Source organism: Lawsonella clevelandensis (assembly GCF_001293125.1).
Taxonomy (GTDB): Bacteria; Actinomycetota; Actinomycetes; order Mycobacteriales; family Mycobacteriaceae; genus Lawsonella; species Lawsonella clevelandensis.
The window spans coordinates 877,235-892,884 of the sequence record NZ_CP009312.1; the positions used below are offsets into that span (position 1 = coordinate 877,235).

Here is a 15,650-nt window from a genome sequence, read left to right on the forward strand (position 1 = left end):
CTCCCGTGCACTCGCACTAGCGCAGGGGTGCGAGGTCGCCAACACACAACCCGGGTCTGCACGGCACAGTCCGCACGGCCCTCTATACACTCTCAATAGAAGGAGAGGGTGGGAAGCCTAATTAGGCTTCCCACCCTCTCTCTTGCGTATTCGCGATGGAAACAGAATAGACAGAGCACGCGCGCAAACAGGCACGTGACGCAACTGTGACAGGCGTATAGTACTCAGGCGCTCAGGAAACGCTCTAGCACCACAGCCACACCATCCTCATCATTCGACATCGTTACTTCATCCGCCGCAGCCCGCACCGCCGGGTGCGCGTTCTCCACTGCCACACCCCACGCCGCCAGCTCCAACATGTCCATATCGTTCGGCATATCACCGAACGCTAACAGCGTCTCCTCCGACAGATCCCAGTAATCGAGAATGCGCACCAACGCCTCCCCCTTCGTGGCCACTGGGTGAGAAATCTCCACCAATCCCCCATCCACCGAATAGGTCGTATTCGCCACCGGTTCCACCAGCGGGCACACCACTTCAGCGATCTCTGCACTGGACATACCCACAGCACGCACCAGCAGCTTCGCCGCTGGCTCCTCCGCCAACGCCGCCAAAGACGTGCGGGGAGCATTCTGTTCATACCAGATGTGCTCGTTATCCTCGGCGATCAAAAACTCCTCCACCGGACCTTCACCCGTGGACGGCGTCATCTCTGAGGTAATCCGCTCCACCGCAAAACACGCCTCCGGTAGCGCCTCGTGCACACTCTGCACAATGTCCCGCAGCACTGTCGGCTTCAGCACAGCCCGGCGCAACACCTGGTGGTGGAAGGAATCGTAAATAACCGCACCGTTCATGCAGATGCACAGGGGGCGCAGCGGTAGCTGCTCCCACACCGGGGGTAGCCAGCGCAACGGCCGACCAGTGGCAATCACTAACGGAATATGGCGCTCATCCAGCTGTGCGATGGCCGCCTGGGTACACGGGCTCACCCGCTTATAGGAATCCAGCAGGGTGCCGTCCAAGTCGGTGGCTACCAGCCCCAAACCTCCAAGAGCAAGGGGGGATACGCCAACACCAAATTCAGCGTCAGCGGGCATCAGCATCGTCCTCAAGAGCTACCGTCTGTTCCAGCGCGTGCACCGCTTCCTCGGTGGCACGGGCGGCATCCTCTAAGGCGCGGGAAGCTTCCCTCTCCTTGTGCTTGATAGCAGCCTCCATCTTCTTATTGGCCTTGCGAACCTCATCGGCCGCCGCCTGCTCCACACGCGCCTCCCGGGCGATTGCGTGGCGGATCTGGCGCTCCTCTCCCGCCTTCCGGGCTGCCTCCTCGGCGTCCGACAGGTAAGCCAGCAGGGACTGTGCCTTCTGCGATAGGTACTCTGCGCCAGCATGCAGCGACTTTGCGGTGCGGTGACGGAAACCGGTGGCGAACTCCGTCACCGAATCCGAACTAGCCCCCAGCCGACGTGACGCCTTGCGGCTCGACAACACCGTCGCTCGCTCCAGCTCCACCGCCGCAGAGGCTACCGTCTCCGTCATATTGCGGAGGGAACCAGCTCCAGCCTTACGCTTCGCGACCTCGCCATCCGGCACCTTCGCCGCCTCCACCAGCTCCTCGGCAGCTCGATTGAGCTTCTCAGCGGCGGCCCGCATGCTGGTGAGACGGGAGAGTTTCGCCTCCGGGGCGGCCTCGTCGACGGTGGCGTCGGAGGTGTGGAGGATGACGGTGTGGACTTCCTTCGCCGCCTTGTAGGAGTGACGCATCATGGCGTTGGCGCGCTCGCGGTCCTCATCTATCTTGTCATCGGCAGCCTGGGCCTCCTCCAGAGTGGGGGCACTGCCTCCCAGACGAGCGGGCAGCCATGGCAGATTCTCTTCAAAGGGGCCGAACTGCTCTATGTAGCGCTGCTGCACCTCTTCCAAGTTTTTTTGCATGATACTACGCAGCTGCTTGGTGAGCTCCTCTGGATCCCCACCGGCTACGTCCATTGGTTCGCAGAAGTGGATCATGATGGGGATGCCGCGCTCCAGGTTGGGCTTGATGTCGCGGCGGTAGACACGGTGGGAGCCCCACACAATAGTGGGATAGATTTTGACGCCAGCACCCTGCGCCATGCGCACGGCACCCGTCTTCATGTCTTTAATTTCGAAGGAGTTGGACATGGTGCCTTCGGGGAAGATGGCCACCAGCTCGCCCTTCTTCAGCTGGTCGACGGCAGTGTCCATGGACTCGCGGCCGGCAATGCGGTCCACCGGAATGTGGCCGAGCCTGCGCATGAGGGGGCCTGCGACTGAATTTTCGAAAATCTCCTGCTTCGCCATATAGCGCGGATAGCGCTTAGCACGGAGCAGCGGCATTGCCGAAAAGTAAAAGTCCACGTAGCCGGTGTGGTTAATACACAGCAGCGCGCCACCCTTTTTGGGGATGTTTTCTTGCCCGGTGACGATGATGTTGTGGCGGAGCACCGACGACAAAATTCGTCCCACCCGGAAGAAGAAGGAGTAGAGAGGTTCGAAGGCCATTACCCCACTGTAGTGCGAAAATGAGCGGAAAACTAGCAAACAACCCTTCCTCCTAAAACTGGTGCTTTTCGACAAGCAGAATCAGAACTGTGACTAAAACCACTTTAAGAAAAACCTTTTTTCGCAGTTCGATTACAAAATTGTGTAACGCGGCCCACATTTACCAGTTAAGCTGCTTAAACGCTGATTTACAGCCCCTAGCGTAGGATGTACGGTAAAGCAGTACCCACTCCCTGACTCCCGGGGACATAAGGTTTTCTACAGGAGGACTCACTTGTCTGCACCGTCCGAACTCACTCTTGAGCTTCGCGAATCCAACTGGGATCGCCTCGGCTCCGAACAATTCGACATTCTCATCATCGGCGGCGGTTCCGTCGGTGCAGGCGCCGCTCTCGACGCCGCCACCCGTGGCCTGAAGGTTGCCATGGTCGAGGCTCGCGACCTCGCCTGCGGTTCCTCTAGCCGTTCATCTAAGATGTTCCACGGTGGCCTGCGCTACCTGCAGCCGAACCCGATCCCGCAGTTCGGCCTGGTTGCTGAATCTCTGCACGAGCGCGAGCTTTCCATGCACACCCTGGCACCGCACCTCGTTAAACCGCTGAAGTTCATCTACCCCCTCACCACGCCGTTCTTCGAGCGCATCATGATGTTCTGTGGCTTCACCCTCTACGACCGTATGGGTGGCGCCAAGACCGTTCCGATGCAGAAGCACTTCAGCCGCAAGAAAATCCTTAAGAAGATCCCTTCTCTCAAGCCCAATGCCACCTGCGGTGGTGTGCAGTACTACGACACCCTCGTAGATGACGCCCGCCACACCATGATGGTGACCCGTACCGCCGCTAAGTACGGTGCTGTCATCCGTACCTCCACCCAAGTCGTCGACTTCCTCAAGGAAGGCGACCGCGTGGTCGGCGTCACCATCAAGGACACCGAAGACGGCCGCACTCAGAATGTGAAGGCCTCTGCCGTCATCAACGCCACCGGCGTGTGGACCGACGAAATGCAGAACCTCGCCGGCGCCAAGGCCAAGTTCCACGTCCACCAGTCCAAGGGCATCCACATCGTGGTCCCCAAGGATCGCATCAAGTCCGACTCCGCCCTGTGCTTCGTCACTGAGAAGTCCGTACTGTTCGTGATTCCGTGGGGCAACTACTGGATTGTCGGCACCACCGACACCTCCTGGAAGCTGGACCTGGCCCACCCGGCCGCCACCAAGACCGACATCGACTACGTCCTGGAAGAGCTCAACTCGCGCCTCCAGGAACCCGTCACCTACGCCGACATCGTCGGTGTGTACGCCGGTCTCCGCCCGCTCGTCGCCCAGGCTGGCCAGGAGAACACCGAGAAGCTCGCCCGCAACCATGAAGTTGCACGCCTGTGCCCCGGCCTCGTCTCCGTCGCCGGCGGTAAGTACACCACCTACCGTGTCATCGGCAAGGATGCCGTCGAAGCTGCCATCAAGGACGTTCCTGGACAGGTCGCCAAGTCCACCACCGAAGAAACCCCCATCATAGGTGCTGACGGCTACTGGGCCCTGACCAACCAGCTCGACGCCCTCGCCGCCAAGTACGGCATCACCGAGGATCAGGTTGAGCACCTCCTCAACCGCTACGGCTCCCTCATCTTCGACGTGCTCTCCTACGCCAAGAACGATGCGTCCCTCAAGAAGCCCATCACCAACGCCGAAGGCTACCTCCGCGTCGAGGCTGTCTACGCCGCTGCGGTGGAAGGTGCCCTGCACCTCGAGGACGTCATCACCCGCCGTACCCGCATCTCCATCGAATACGATGATCGCGGCATGGATTCCGCCCAGGAGATCGCCGACCTCATCGCCCCCGTCCTCGGCTGGGACGATGCCACCAAGGAGAAGGAAGTTGAGCTCTACCGCGACCGCGTCGTCGCCGAGCTCAACTCCCAGAAGGCCATTACCGACGAAGAAGCCGACGCCCTCCGCAACCAGGCCGAGGAAGCCCGCCCGGCCTACGTTGACGACGTCGACAAGAAGTAACACCATCACCCGGAATCACTTACTTCACACATGTGACTTCCTGATGAAAAAGGCGCCTCCCCGCTCTCCCCGGGGAGGCGCCTTTTTGCCCTCATGAGCAGGTGAGACCCCATATGACCAGGACCTGAAATGTAGCCCAGATCACGGTGAAATACCTGCAACAAACGTACAGTCTGAGGCAACAAACCTGCTCCACTACACATAACAAAATACGATTAAGACAAGATCTGTCGTTGCACTATTCCGAGTGCGCAGATTCTCCCCCTCGCTCTCCTGACAAGGACCAAGCTATATGTACATGATCAACGGAACAGAACTCAGCGGCATGGCTATTTTTGGCTGGGAATTCCTCGGCACCATGGTGCTGCTGCTGCTTGGTAACGGCGTCTGCGCCGCGAACAGTCTCCGTACCTCCGCTGCTAAAAACTCCGGCTGGCTCCTCATTACCTTTGGATGGGGTCTTGCTGTCTTCGCCGGCGCTTCCATCGCTCACCCCACCGGTGGACATATCAACCCCGCCGTCACTCTTGGCCTCTGCATCGCGGGCAAGACTCCATGGGGCGCCTTCATCTTCTATATCCTCGGCCAGCTCCTCGGCGGCATGATCGGTGCCCTACTCGCTTGGGCTGCCTTTAAAAAGCAGTTCGACGCTAACGCCTACAACGAGGACGGCACTGAATCCGGCGCCAACGCCACCATCGGCAACGTCTTCCACACCCGGCCTGCCGTCCACAGCATGCTGTGGAACCATGTCACCGAAATCATCGCCACCTTCGTTCTGATGCTCTTCATCCTCGTCGCACTCTGGAACAACGATGCGGTCAACCTTGGTACCCTCACTTACGCCGCCGTGGCAAGTATCATTGTCTCTATTGGTATGAGTCTCGGTAGCCCCACTGGTTACTCACTGAACCCGGCTCGTGACCTCGGCCCCCGCTTCATGTATGCTTTCGTCCTTCCCATCAAGGGCAAAGGCAAGGGCGAATGGATCAACGCCATCCACCCCACTGTTGGACCGCTGATCGGTGCCGCTTTGGCCGCCGGCGTGTACCTCGCCATAGCCTAAGTTCGGTCCTCTCCGACTAAGCACTACCGAACTATCAACTCTCTCTAGGAGAAGTCCCGTGACTGACAAGAAGTACATCGCAGCCATCGACGAAGGCACCACCTCCGCCCGCTGCATCATCTTCGACCATGACGGCGAGATCGTGTCCGTTGGCCAGATGGAATTCGAGCAGATCTTCCCCCAAAAAGGCTGGGTGGAACACAACCCCATAGAGATCTGGGACTGCGTCCGACGCGTCATCGGTGAAGCCCTCGCCGATGCCGACCTCGCCCCCTCCGACCTCGTCGCCCTCGGCATCACCAACCAGCGTGAAACCACCATCGTGTGGGACAAGAACACTGGTGAACCCGTCTACAACGGCATCGTCTGGCAAGACACCCGCACCGCCGGCATCTGCCGCCAGCTCGCCGGCGATGACGGCATCTACAAGTATCAGAAAAAGACTGGCCTGCCGCTGAGCTCCTACTCCTCCGGGCCCAAGATCAAGTGGATCCTCGATAACGTTGACGGCGCCCGTGAAAAAGCCGAAAACGGTGACCTCCTCTTCGGTACCCCCGATACCTGGCTGCTATGGCACCTCACCGGTGGTGCCAACCCCGAAGGTGACGACGCCACCGTTCACGCCACCGACGTCACCAACGCCTCCCGCACCCTCCTCATGGACATCACCACCATGCAATGGGACGAGGAACTCTGCGACGCCATGGGCATCCCCATGTCCATGCTCCCCGAAATTCGCCCCTCATCCGGCGACTTCGGCAAAGTACGCGGACGCTCCAACCTGGCAGACGTCCCCATCACCGGCATCCTCGGTGACCAGCAGGCAGCCACCTTTGGCCAGCTCTGCTTCCAACCCGGCGAAGCCAAAAACACCTACGGCACCGGCCTGTTCCTCCTCATGAACACCGGTACTGAACCCAAGTTTTCCGAGCATGGACTCATCACCACCGTCTGCTACCAGATTGGTGACGACAAGCCCGTATACGCCCTGGAAGGTTCGGTCGCCATGGGAGGCTCCCTAGTCCAGTGGCTGCGCGACAACCTAAAGATGATCCCCAACGCCGCCTCCTGCGACAGGCTAGCCGAAACCGTTGCGGACAACGGCGGCGTCTACTTCGTCCCCGCCTTCTCCGGCCTACTCGCACCCCGCTGGCGCGACGATGCCCGCGGAGTCATCGTCGGCCTCACCCGCTACGCCAACCGTGGCCACATCGCTCGCTCCGTCCTGGAAGCCACCGCCTACCAGACTCGTGAACTGGTGGACGCCATGGTTGCTGACTCCGGTGTTAAACTCACCGAACTCAAGGTCGACGGCGGCATGGTGAAGTCCAAGCCCCTCATGCAGTTCCAGGCAGACCTGCTAGACGTCCCCGTCATCCGCCCACAGGTGGCTGAAACCACCGCCCTGGGTGCCGCCTACGCCGCCGGCCTGCACGTCGGTTACTGGGAGAACGTCGACGAACTGAAAGCCAACTGGAACGAGGACAAGCGCTGGGATCCCGATATGGAGTCCGCCGAACGCGACCGCCTCTTCTCTGAATGGAACAAGGCCGTCGAACGCACCTACGGATGGGAAGAATAACCACTCACTCCCCACCCGCAAGGGCCACAACATAACAACTCCAGACAGTACATGTGGGGCGCCCCGGTTGGGGCGCCCCACATGTCTATGGTTTTCTATGGTTTCTCTGGAGTGAGTACGCGGCGCTGGTGGCAGCGTCCGCGGCGCACGCACTTAGGCGAGGAAACTCACTTGGATAGCACCATTACCCAGCATCTTCACATGAGCAGACATAGCCTCAGCCAGGTTGACACGCTGCCAGTAGCCAGCCTTACCACCCAAATCCAGCGGGTAGCCGGAATCCATGGCGGAGAGCAACAGGATACGATCACGCTGCGCCTTCGTCAACTGGGGGAACTTCACACGCAGCAGAGAACTTGCGGTAGACGGAATCTCCATCGGGAGACCCTTCTTACCCACACGTGGCAGGTTGTAATTCATACGGACGGTATAAACACGGATGGACTCCGCCTCGGACAGATACGGGGTGCCCTTCGCCCAGCACTTCATAATGGTGGTACCACAGGCCTTTTCCACACGGGAACGGGTATCGCGAGCAGCCTCCATGATGAGCGGGAAGAAACGCTCATCGGAGAAGTGCCATGCCATGGAGGCGGAAGCAGTCATACGGCCAGCCACCGTATCCAGCGGGTAATGCACACCCATCACCAACCGGTTATAACCCACCTCGGAACCACGCGAGAGCAATTGAGCGGCGAACTCGGGAAACACGGCAGACAACACAATAGCCTTGATGTAGGCCCGGTTAGTGTGGCCGGACGGGTACGACCATATGAGGCCTTTATAGCCGTCGTCCGTTTTCGCGTCGTCCTTATCCTCGTAGTAGTACTTGATGCGCTCCGGGTAGACAGCGAAGGGACGCGGATTACGGTAGGCCACCTTCTCCAATGCGGTGGCATTAGAGAAGTTGAAAGCGCGAGACATATTACCGCCCACCAGCTGCTGGAGCTTCACCAACTTACCCTCGTTGTAGAGGTCGCGGTAGATCTTCCCCAGGTTACTGCCCAGCGCATCTGACATGGTGGCCAGATTCTCGTCATCGGAGTCCTCAATAGCGCGGCGAATCTGCACCAGGCTGGCATTATTGTTAGTGGCAATGACGAGCTCGTCATTGGCTTTCTTCACAGCCGGTTTCGCCATGAAGGCATCATAGCCGGAAATGACGTCCGTGTAGCTGATGTTCTGGGGGATATCCGAATGGTAGAGGGTGAACAGCTTATCGGCACTGTAACCCTGCGAGTAGTCGAGTTCGTCTGCATCGGGGCCGTCACCCTCCACCGGCAGAACCTGGAAGGGGTTATAGCCGGCCAGTTTCTTGAACAGCTTGGGATCAGCAGGCTTGGTCTGTTTGCCTGCCATCATCACCACGCCCTTAGCGGGACCGGAGAGTTCCTGTGCAGGCTGGGTGTAGGCGGCACGCGGGTTGGCAGTCTTCACTGTTGTGCCATCTTGCTTGACAATATAGGTGACAAATTCAGGCTGTTGAACAACAGGAACTGCCTGTGCGGTGCCAGCCAGCAACGCGGTCATGCTGAGTGCGGTGGCTGCAGTGACGGCAACGCGCTTAAAGGGGCGAATAGCCATAGTCGTATACCTCAGAAACGATCTAGTTAGACACTATGTATCGTAATGCCGAAAAGAGGGCCCCGCGCAGTTCAGGGCCCTCTTTTCAAGGGAATTTACCGGTTATTCGCGTGACGTTAGATCGTGCGTTGACGGGCACGCAGGCGCCACACGCCCAACGCCACCAGCACAATGGCCAACACCAGCCAGTAGACGCCACTCCAGCCGGGGCTCCACAGCGGCGGCACCTGCTGCTCCTGGCCTACAAAGAGGGCGGCGTTATAGAACGGCATAGCCGGGTAGGCGAGCGCGCTCTTCGGGGTAGCAGACACTACCGCCTCGCCCACAAACTCCCACACCAGCAGCAAACTGATGGCAGGAGCGGCGGAACGGAACAGTGCGCCTAGGCCTACAGACACACCTACCGACAAGAACGCTAGTACCGGCTGGGCCCACAAGAAGGTGATGGTGGTGTGATCGCTGAACTCCCAGTTCTGGGTGATGGCGGGGAAGATCATCTTCTGACTCCACAGCAACAGGGGTTGCACCAGGAGAGTACCCAAACCAGCTATCGAACCGACGCTGATCCACTTGGCTAGTAGCACCACCGACCAGCGAGGTACTGCCAGGTATGTGGTGTCGAAAGTGCCATACTTTACGTCGGCGGTGACGTGGTTAATACCCCACACCATGAAGACGGTAATGCCGAGCACTCGGGTCCAATAGAGAATGCTTTCCACTGGCTGTTCCATCACACCCAACGCGCTAGCTATATTCTGCAAAAAAGAAACAACGCAGGTGATGATGATAGGGAAGATAAGTGCGCAGGCCACCACAATATAGGTGGAGGCAAGGTAGCGCAGCTTCGCGTACTCGGTGGTGATAGCCCGGCCAAGCAGTGTGAAGTATGTGCTGAGGCAAGTCCCCACAACCGTTTTGCGAGAGGCAGTCGGCTGGCTAGCATCTGGGGCAGTATTCTTGTCCATTACTACGTCCTTACGCATGAACTCCACCTCCCGAGGTGAATTCAACTGCGGCAGAGGTCAATTCGACGAAACGGGCCTCTAGACGGCCAGCGTCATCGCTTGCGACTGCCGGATCAACATCATCGATGAGACCATGAAGAGTAGTATCCGCAAAGACTTCCCCACGACCCATCACAATGACGTGGTCGGCGGTACGAGCCACCTCTGGGAGTAGGTGGGTTGACACTACGACACAGCGACCTTCGGCGGCGAAACCGCGAAACAGTTTCCGCGCCCAAATGATGCCATCCACATCCAAGCCATTAAGTGGTTCGTCTAGCACGATATTCTGGGGGTCTCCCAAAAGTGTCGTTCCAATCGAGAGACGTTGCCGCATGCCGAGACTAAAACTGCTGATGCGGCGATCTGCCACAGAATCGAGACCAACAAGGTCAAGAACCTCCGGTACTCGTTTCTTCGAGATACCACCAGCCCAAGCCACCCACTGGAGGTGCTGGCGGGCTGTGTGATGCGGATAGAAAGCCTGCGCATCCACCATGACACCCAATGACGTGAGAGGGTTGGCCGTACTCCCCGGAGCAAGGCCATCAATATAAACAGCTCCTTCAGAAGGAGCAGACAACCCCGCAATGAGCCGGATAAGAGTGGACTTTCCGGCTCCATTGGGCCCCAAGAGGTAGGACACCTCCCCATCTTTAAACTCAGTGTTTATCGACTGCAGGGCAACTCTTTGAGAATTATCCTTATCCTTCGATGTGGTGGTGTATCGCTTACTGAGATGTACAAGCTTAATCATGCCGTGGGGAACCTTGCGGAAATATTATGTCCGGATGTTAGTTGCAGAACATGGTGTTCTTACCAATGTTGTAGGCACCAATGTAGTGGCACAACGTTTCGTTGGAGATACGCCAATTGCCGTTGATCTTCTTCCACTTAGCGGGCTTGGTAACGGTAGGGTAACCAGGTGCGCCCTGGTGGAACATGGCAGTAGAGATATTGCCAGTAGTCTTCGTGGGGCCTTGGAACTCCCACTTCCAGTTAGCATTGCGATTGCCCATAGCGCGGAAAAACTTAGCGGCAGGGACACCATCTTTACCGGACTCGAGGTTGATGGCCAACGCTGAATCCGGAGTCTTCGGGTTCAGCAGGTACTTCATCTGTGCAGTCCAATCCGCCAGTGAAGGATTATTACCCTTCACCATGAAGGGAGCAGCGCTCGCTGCGGGAGCAACAGCGAGGGACAGCACAGTAGCAGCAGCAACGGCTGCAGTAGCTGCGCGGGAACGGGTTATGAGAGACATAGGAACTCCTTACTTAGTATCCTTACGGGCATAGTTGGTGGGACAGTTAGGTAGTTAACGACGCGGACCGTTCTGCGGATGCGTCGAAACCGGTTACGGAAGAGGTGGTGAGCACCCAGCCGTGGGCGGCATCGCGACGCCGCCAGAATTCCGAATAGCGGCCACCCAGCGCTATCAACTGGCTGTGGGTGCCTTGTTCGGCCACCACACCGTCATCCAGCACAACAATGTTGTCGGCGTTCTGTACGGTGCTCAGCTGGTGCGCAATGACCAGAACGGTGGACGTTTGCGCCAGTTCGGCGATGGACTCCTGCACGGTTTTTTCCATGCTGGCATCCAGGGATGCAGTTGCTTCGTCGAACAGGACGATGGGGGCCTGCTTGAGGAGAGCCCGGGCAATACTGACACGCTGACGTTCACCACCGGACAGCAGGCGGCCGCCTTCACCCACCCGGGATTCCCAACCGTCGGGGAGACGCTGGGCGATCTCAGTGACCCCGGCACGCTCCGCGGCAGCACGAATATCGGCGGCACTGGCCTGCGGGTTGCCGTAGGCGATGTTAGCCTCCAGGGTGTCGTCAAAGAGGTAGATGTCCTGGAAGACCAGGGACAGCATGCTCATGAGATCCGCGGTGGTGTAGCTGCGGATGTCCTTCCCATCGATGGTGATGGAGCCGGAGGTGACGTCCCAGAAGCGGGCGATGAGGCGGGTGATGGTGGTTTTTCCTGAGCCGGAGGCGCCGACCAGGGCGGTCATGGAACCGGCAGGCAGCTGGAAGGAGGCGCCGCGGAGGATCTCGGGTAGGTCCGGGCGGTAGCGGAAATGCACATCCTGGACGGCAATGTCGTAGTCGGCGGGGGCGGCCGGCAGGGCTGTGGCAGCCTCGGGGTCAGGCTCCGGCATGGGATCCAGGTTGAGGATCTCGGTGATGTCCTCGAGCTCATGGTCGGTGGTGCGGAGGGTTGTGCCGACTTCGGCGATAACCTGCAGCGGCTTTACGAACTGGGTGAGGAGGCCAATGAGGGCCAGCATGAGTACCGGGTCCGTTCCCCCCATGGCCAGGTAGACGGCCAGAGAGACGACGGCGGCGAAGAGGAGCTGCACCACAATGTTTTGCAAGATCATGGAGATAACGGAGGCCCACAGGGCGCCACGGCCAGCCTTGCGTTGGCGCTCAATGGCCTCGGCGAGGGGCTGGTAGTCGGAGCCGGTGAGGCCGGCAGCCCGCAAGGACACCTGGGCACGGCCAAATTCCAGCAGGCGGGTGTCGGTGTTGATCTGGGCGGAGTGCACATGCACGTCCGCTCTGTTGTTGAGCCACATAGCCAGCTTGGCGGACCCGTAGATGAGGGGCGCACCGACCAGCAGACAGAGCCCCAGCCGCCAGTCGAAGATGAGGCTGACGATGATGAGGGTGAGGGGGCTGACGATATTGCCGATGTAGGGGACGAGGACGTCCATGGCGGCGGAGGCCACAAACATGGTTCCTTTGACAGCCAGGTGGGAGGCACGGCCGGTGGCATCGGCGTTGAACCAGCCGAGGGGGAGGTTGATAAGTTTCTGGCCAAGGCGCCGGTGCATGGACTCGATGATGATCATGCTGCTGTCGAAGGCGCGGCCGTTGGCCACCACACTGACGATAATGGATACCAGGGTGGCGGCGGCAAAAACACAGAGCCAGATATGGGCCTGGTGCATATCTCCCTGCAGCACGCTCATGAGGACGGGCACCATGGTGCCAAGGGCGGCGCCTTGGCAGACGCCGTTGAGGATGGCGAGGGCGAGGAAGATATGGAAGGGGCGGGCGAAGTCTTTGTCTGCTGAGCTGGTGCCGCCAATATCGATGAGTTCGCGGATCATGCCTGTGCCTCCTGCGTAGTGTGCTGCATGGTGGTGGCAGCGTGCGGGGTGCTGGTGTCCTGTGCGAGCAGGGTGTCGCTTTCGGCACTGTGGAGGGTGTCCCACATATGGGCGTACATGCCGCCCTGGGCGCGGAGCTCGTCATGTGTGCCGCTTTCCACGATGCTGCCGTGGTCGAGCACGATGATGTTGTCGACTTGGGCAATGGTAGAGAGGCGGTGGGCGATGACGAGGACGGTGCGGCCGGCCACCAGGCGGCTGAGCGCTTGCTGAATTTCTGCCTCCGACTCGGGGTCGGTGGCAGAAGTGGCCTCGTCGAGGACCAGGATGGGGGTATTGGATAGGAGGGTGCGAGCGATAGAGATGCGCTGGGCTTCGCCACCAGAGAGGAGAGCGTCAACACCCACAATGGTGTCGTAGCCGTCCTCAAACTCCATGATGCGGCTGTGGATGCGGGCCACCTTGGCGGCGTCAATCACCTGCTCGTCGGTGGCGGCGGGGCAGGCCAGCCGGATGTTGTCGCGGACGCTGATCTTCAGCATCTGCACATCCTGCAAGACGATGCCGACGGTGTGGTAGAGGGTGTCGGTGGTCATGTTACGCAGGTCCACGCCACCGATGCGGATGGCACCGCCGGTGACGTCGCGGAACCGCGGCAGTAGCGTGCCGAGGGTGGACTTACCGGCCCCCGAGGGGCCCACCAGGGCGGTGATGGAGCCGGCGGGAAGGGTGAAGCTGACGTCGTTAATGACGTCCTTGCCTTCCCGGTAGCTGAAGGTCACATGGTCGAACTCCACATCCTTGCGGGTGGGCACCTGGGCGGTGGCCGGCTCTGGTTCGGGGAGTTCGGGCTCGTCGAGGAGGTCGGTGATACGTCCGGCGGCGGCGACGGCGTCCTTCATCGCGGTATTGGAGATGGCCACGGTGTAGACGGTGCTGGGGATCGTCATCGCAATAATGGTGACGACGAGGAGGTTAATGGGGGTGGTCCAGCCTTCCTGCACAAACCACACGCCGAAGCCCAGAGTGATGAGGGCGGAGGTGGGCAGCAGCATGAAGCTGACGGCGATGGACTGGGCGCGCATGGCTGGGTTGACGAGTTCCCGGAAGCGCTTGGTGAAGGCTTCGGAGGCCTCCTTGAAGCGGGAGAAGCCGGTGCCGGTTTGGTTGAAGATCTTCAGCACCGACACGCCGTTGACGTAGTCGACGATAGCGGCGGAGATGACGGCGAGGCCGGCGGCGATCTGGTCCATCATGTCCCGCTCGCACTTGATGGTGAGCACGCTGTAGGTGACGAAGTAGGCGAGGATGGGAACGAGGGCAATGAGGCCGAGGCGCCAGTCCAGGTAGAAGCAGTAGATGAGACCGACCAGCGGGGTGATGACGGCGCTGACAGTTTCGACGACGGAGTGGGCGACCAGCTGGTGGAGGGCGTCAACGTCGTTGGCGATGAGGTGGCGCACGCGGCCGGAGCTATTGTTGTCGAACCAGCCGAGGGGCAGGCGGCCCATCTTGTCGGCGAGGGTGAGGCGGAGGTGTGCCTGTAGGCGAACATCGGCGAAGTGGGTGATGAGGAGGGCGAGGGAGGTGAAGCCCAGTTGGATGCCAATGCCGATGAGAAGGAGGAATACGCCGTCCCAGGTGGCGTCGGTGTTGGGGGCGACGCCGTGTTGGTAGGCGTCGACGAGTTCGTGGGCGATCTGAGTGAGGGCGATAAAGGGGAGGACGGACGCGGCGGCGCCGATCACTTCAAAGACAAGTGCTATGGCGGTATGTGCAGACACGGGGCGGAGCAGCCTCGTGAGTGAACTACCGGTGGGAGCCTTGGTTTTTTCGTTCATGTAGTTTGTGAGCCTCTATACGGGGTGGAGGCGGCTTCTCGGGGAGCCTCACGTCCAACCGAATGTATGCAAAAATAACCATACTTAGGTATACCTAAACTGAGTTCAGTGTACTCCTCGCCCCTGGCCACCCGTCAACCGCGCCAAAAGCCCTGGCACTGACTCCGGATACTCCGCCAAATAGAAATGCCCACCCGGCTGAAGATGCACACCACCCCACTTCCGACAGTAAGACTTCCACCCCTCCAACCCCTCCAGGAAGCAATCCGGGTCCTCCTCCCCTGCTACCACCACGATTTCATCCACAAACAAACTCGTCTGCGACGACCGGTACGTCTCCGCCAGCCGGTAATCCTCCCGAATAGCCGGAATGAGCAACGCCGCCAGCTCCGGAATGGCAAAAATCTCCGCATTGCGCGGATCCACCCGCACCATCTCCTCCACCAGCTTTTCCGTCGGCTTGTTATGTACCTGCACATAGTCCGGCGGGTAGGAAATGTGGGGGGCATTATGCCCACTCACCACCAGCTGAATAACGGTCGTGCGGGCCGGATCCCACTGCAGGCGGTGAGCCAGCAACCAGATAGCGGTCTCATAGGCCACCACGGCACCCAACGAATGGCCGAAAAAGCGGACGGTGGGAAGAGGATGACGGCGCAAATGCACAGCCAACTCTTCACCGACCTGCGCGGCGAGGGCCTGCACATGGGCGGGCATCGGCTCGGTGAGCCGCGCATCCCGGCCTGGGTAGGTGACACCCCACACCGGGCCCCACTGCCAGTGGCTGCCCCACATGTGGAAAAAGCGGGGGCTGCCGCCAGCATGCGGAAAAACAAAGGTCGGCACTCCAGCCGCCGAGTCAGCGACCGAGCCAACAGCGGGGGTGAAGAGTTCAGAGAGCGCTCCAGCCATCGGA

General features: G+C 59.8%; 12 protein-coding genes. 3 read left to right on the forward strand and 9 right to left on the reverse strand.

All coding sequences use genetic code 11. The features are described 5' to 3' along the window. Positions 1 to 224 precede the first annotated feature (224 nt). Together IY73_RS03925 and IY73_RS03930 are read right to left on the reverse strand one after the other, a co-directional pair. Positions 225 to 1,100, reverse strand: a complete 876-nt coding sequence (locus IY73_RS03925; protein WP_053961949.1) for an HAD family hydrolase — start codon at positions 1,098 to 1,100, stop codon at positions 225 to 227. Then, complete coding sequence (locus IY73_RS03930; protein ID WP_053961950.1) at positions 1,090 to 2,526, reverse strand: lysophospholipid acyltransferase family protein; 1,437 nt, start codon at positions 2,524 to 2,526, stop codon at positions 1,090 to 1,092. The genes IY73_RS03925 and IY73_RS03930 overlap by 11 nt, the downstream gene beginning before the upstream one ends. 274 nt (positions 2,527 to 2,800) lie before the next feature. On the opposite strand from IY73_RS03930, the gene IY73_RS03935 reads away from it, so the two are divergent. From IY73_RS03935 to glpK, 3 genes are all read left to right on the forward strand, one after another. Further along, positions 2,801 to 4,534 carry a glycerol-3-phosphate dehydrogenase/oxidase gene (locus IY73_RS03935; RefSeq protein WP_053978871.1) on the forward strand — a complete coding sequence of 578 codons (1,734 nt, stop codon included), beginning with the start codon at positions 2,801 to 2,803 and terminating at the stop codon, positions 4,532 to 4,534. Positions 4,535 to 4,826: 292 nt separating this feature from the next. Further along, on the forward strand, positions 4,827 to 5,600 hold the full coding sequence (locus IY73_RS03940) for an MIP/aquaporin family protein (RefSeq protein ID WP_237025136.1): 774 nt from the start codon (positions 4,827 to 4,829) through the stop codon (positions 5,598 to 5,600). A gap of 58 nt (positions 5,601 to 5,658) precedes the next feature. Further along, positions 5,659 to 7,182 (forward strand): glycerol kinase GlpK, encoded by a 1,524-nt coding sequence (gene glpK / locus IY73_RS03945; RefSeq protein WP_053961953.1) that lies wholly within the window; start codon positions 5,659 to 5,661, stop codon positions 7,180 to 7,182. Between the two features lie 153 nt (positions 7,183 to 7,335). On the opposite strand, the gene IY73_RS03950 is transcribed toward glpK, so the two are convergent. From IY73_RS03950 to IY73_RS03980, 7 genes are all read right to left on the reverse strand, one after another. Continuing rightward, on the reverse strand, positions 7,336 to 8,766 hold the full coding sequence (locus IY73_RS03950) for a phosphatase PAP2 family protein (RefSeq protein ID WP_053978872.1): 1,431 nt from the start codon (positions 8,764 to 8,766) through the stop codon (positions 7,336 to 7,338). A gap of 116 nt (positions 8,767 to 8,882) precedes the next feature. Next, entirely contained in the window at positions 8,883 to 9,731 is an 849-nt protein-coding gene (locus IY73_RS03955) for an ABC transporter permease (RefSeq protein WP_053961955.1), read from the reverse strand. A 10-nt stretch (positions 9,732 to 9,741) separates the two neighbouring features. After that, positions 9,742 to 10,527 (reverse strand): ABC transporter ATP-binding protein, encoded by a 786-nt coding sequence (locus IY73_RS03960; RefSeq protein WP_063665750.1) that lies wholly within the window; start codon positions 10,525 to 10,527, stop codon positions 9,742 to 9,744. Between the two features lie 37 nt (positions 10,528 to 10,564). Continuing rightward, positions 10,565 to 11,032: a hypothetical protein gene (locus IY73_RS03965; protein WP_053961957.1), complete on the reverse strand. Its 468-nt coding sequence runs from the start codon at positions 11,030 to 11,032 to the stop codon at positions 10,565 to 10,567. 46 nt (positions 11,033 to 11,078) lie between these two features. Beyond that, a complete protein-coding gene (locus IY73_RS03970) occupies positions 11,079 to 12,893 on the reverse strand; it encodes an ABC transporter ATP-binding protein (RefSeq protein WP_053978873.1) in 1,815 nt (604 codons plus the stop codon). Further along, complete coding sequence (locus IY73_RS03975; protein WP_053978874.1) at positions 12,890 to 14,734, reverse strand: ABC transporter ATP-binding protein; 1,845 nt, start codon at positions 14,732 to 14,734, stop codon at positions 12,890 to 12,892. The genes IY73_RS03970 and IY73_RS03975 overlap by 4 nt, the downstream gene beginning before the upstream one ends. Before the next feature lie 105 nt (positions 14,735 to 14,839). After that, positions 14,840 to 15,646 (reverse strand): thioesterase II family protein, encoded by an 807-nt coding sequence (locus tag IY73_RS03980; protein WP_053978875.1) that lies wholly within the window; start codon positions 15,644 to 15,646, stop codon positions 14,840 to 14,842. Between the last annotated feature and the right edge of the window lie 4 nt (positions 15,647 to 15,650).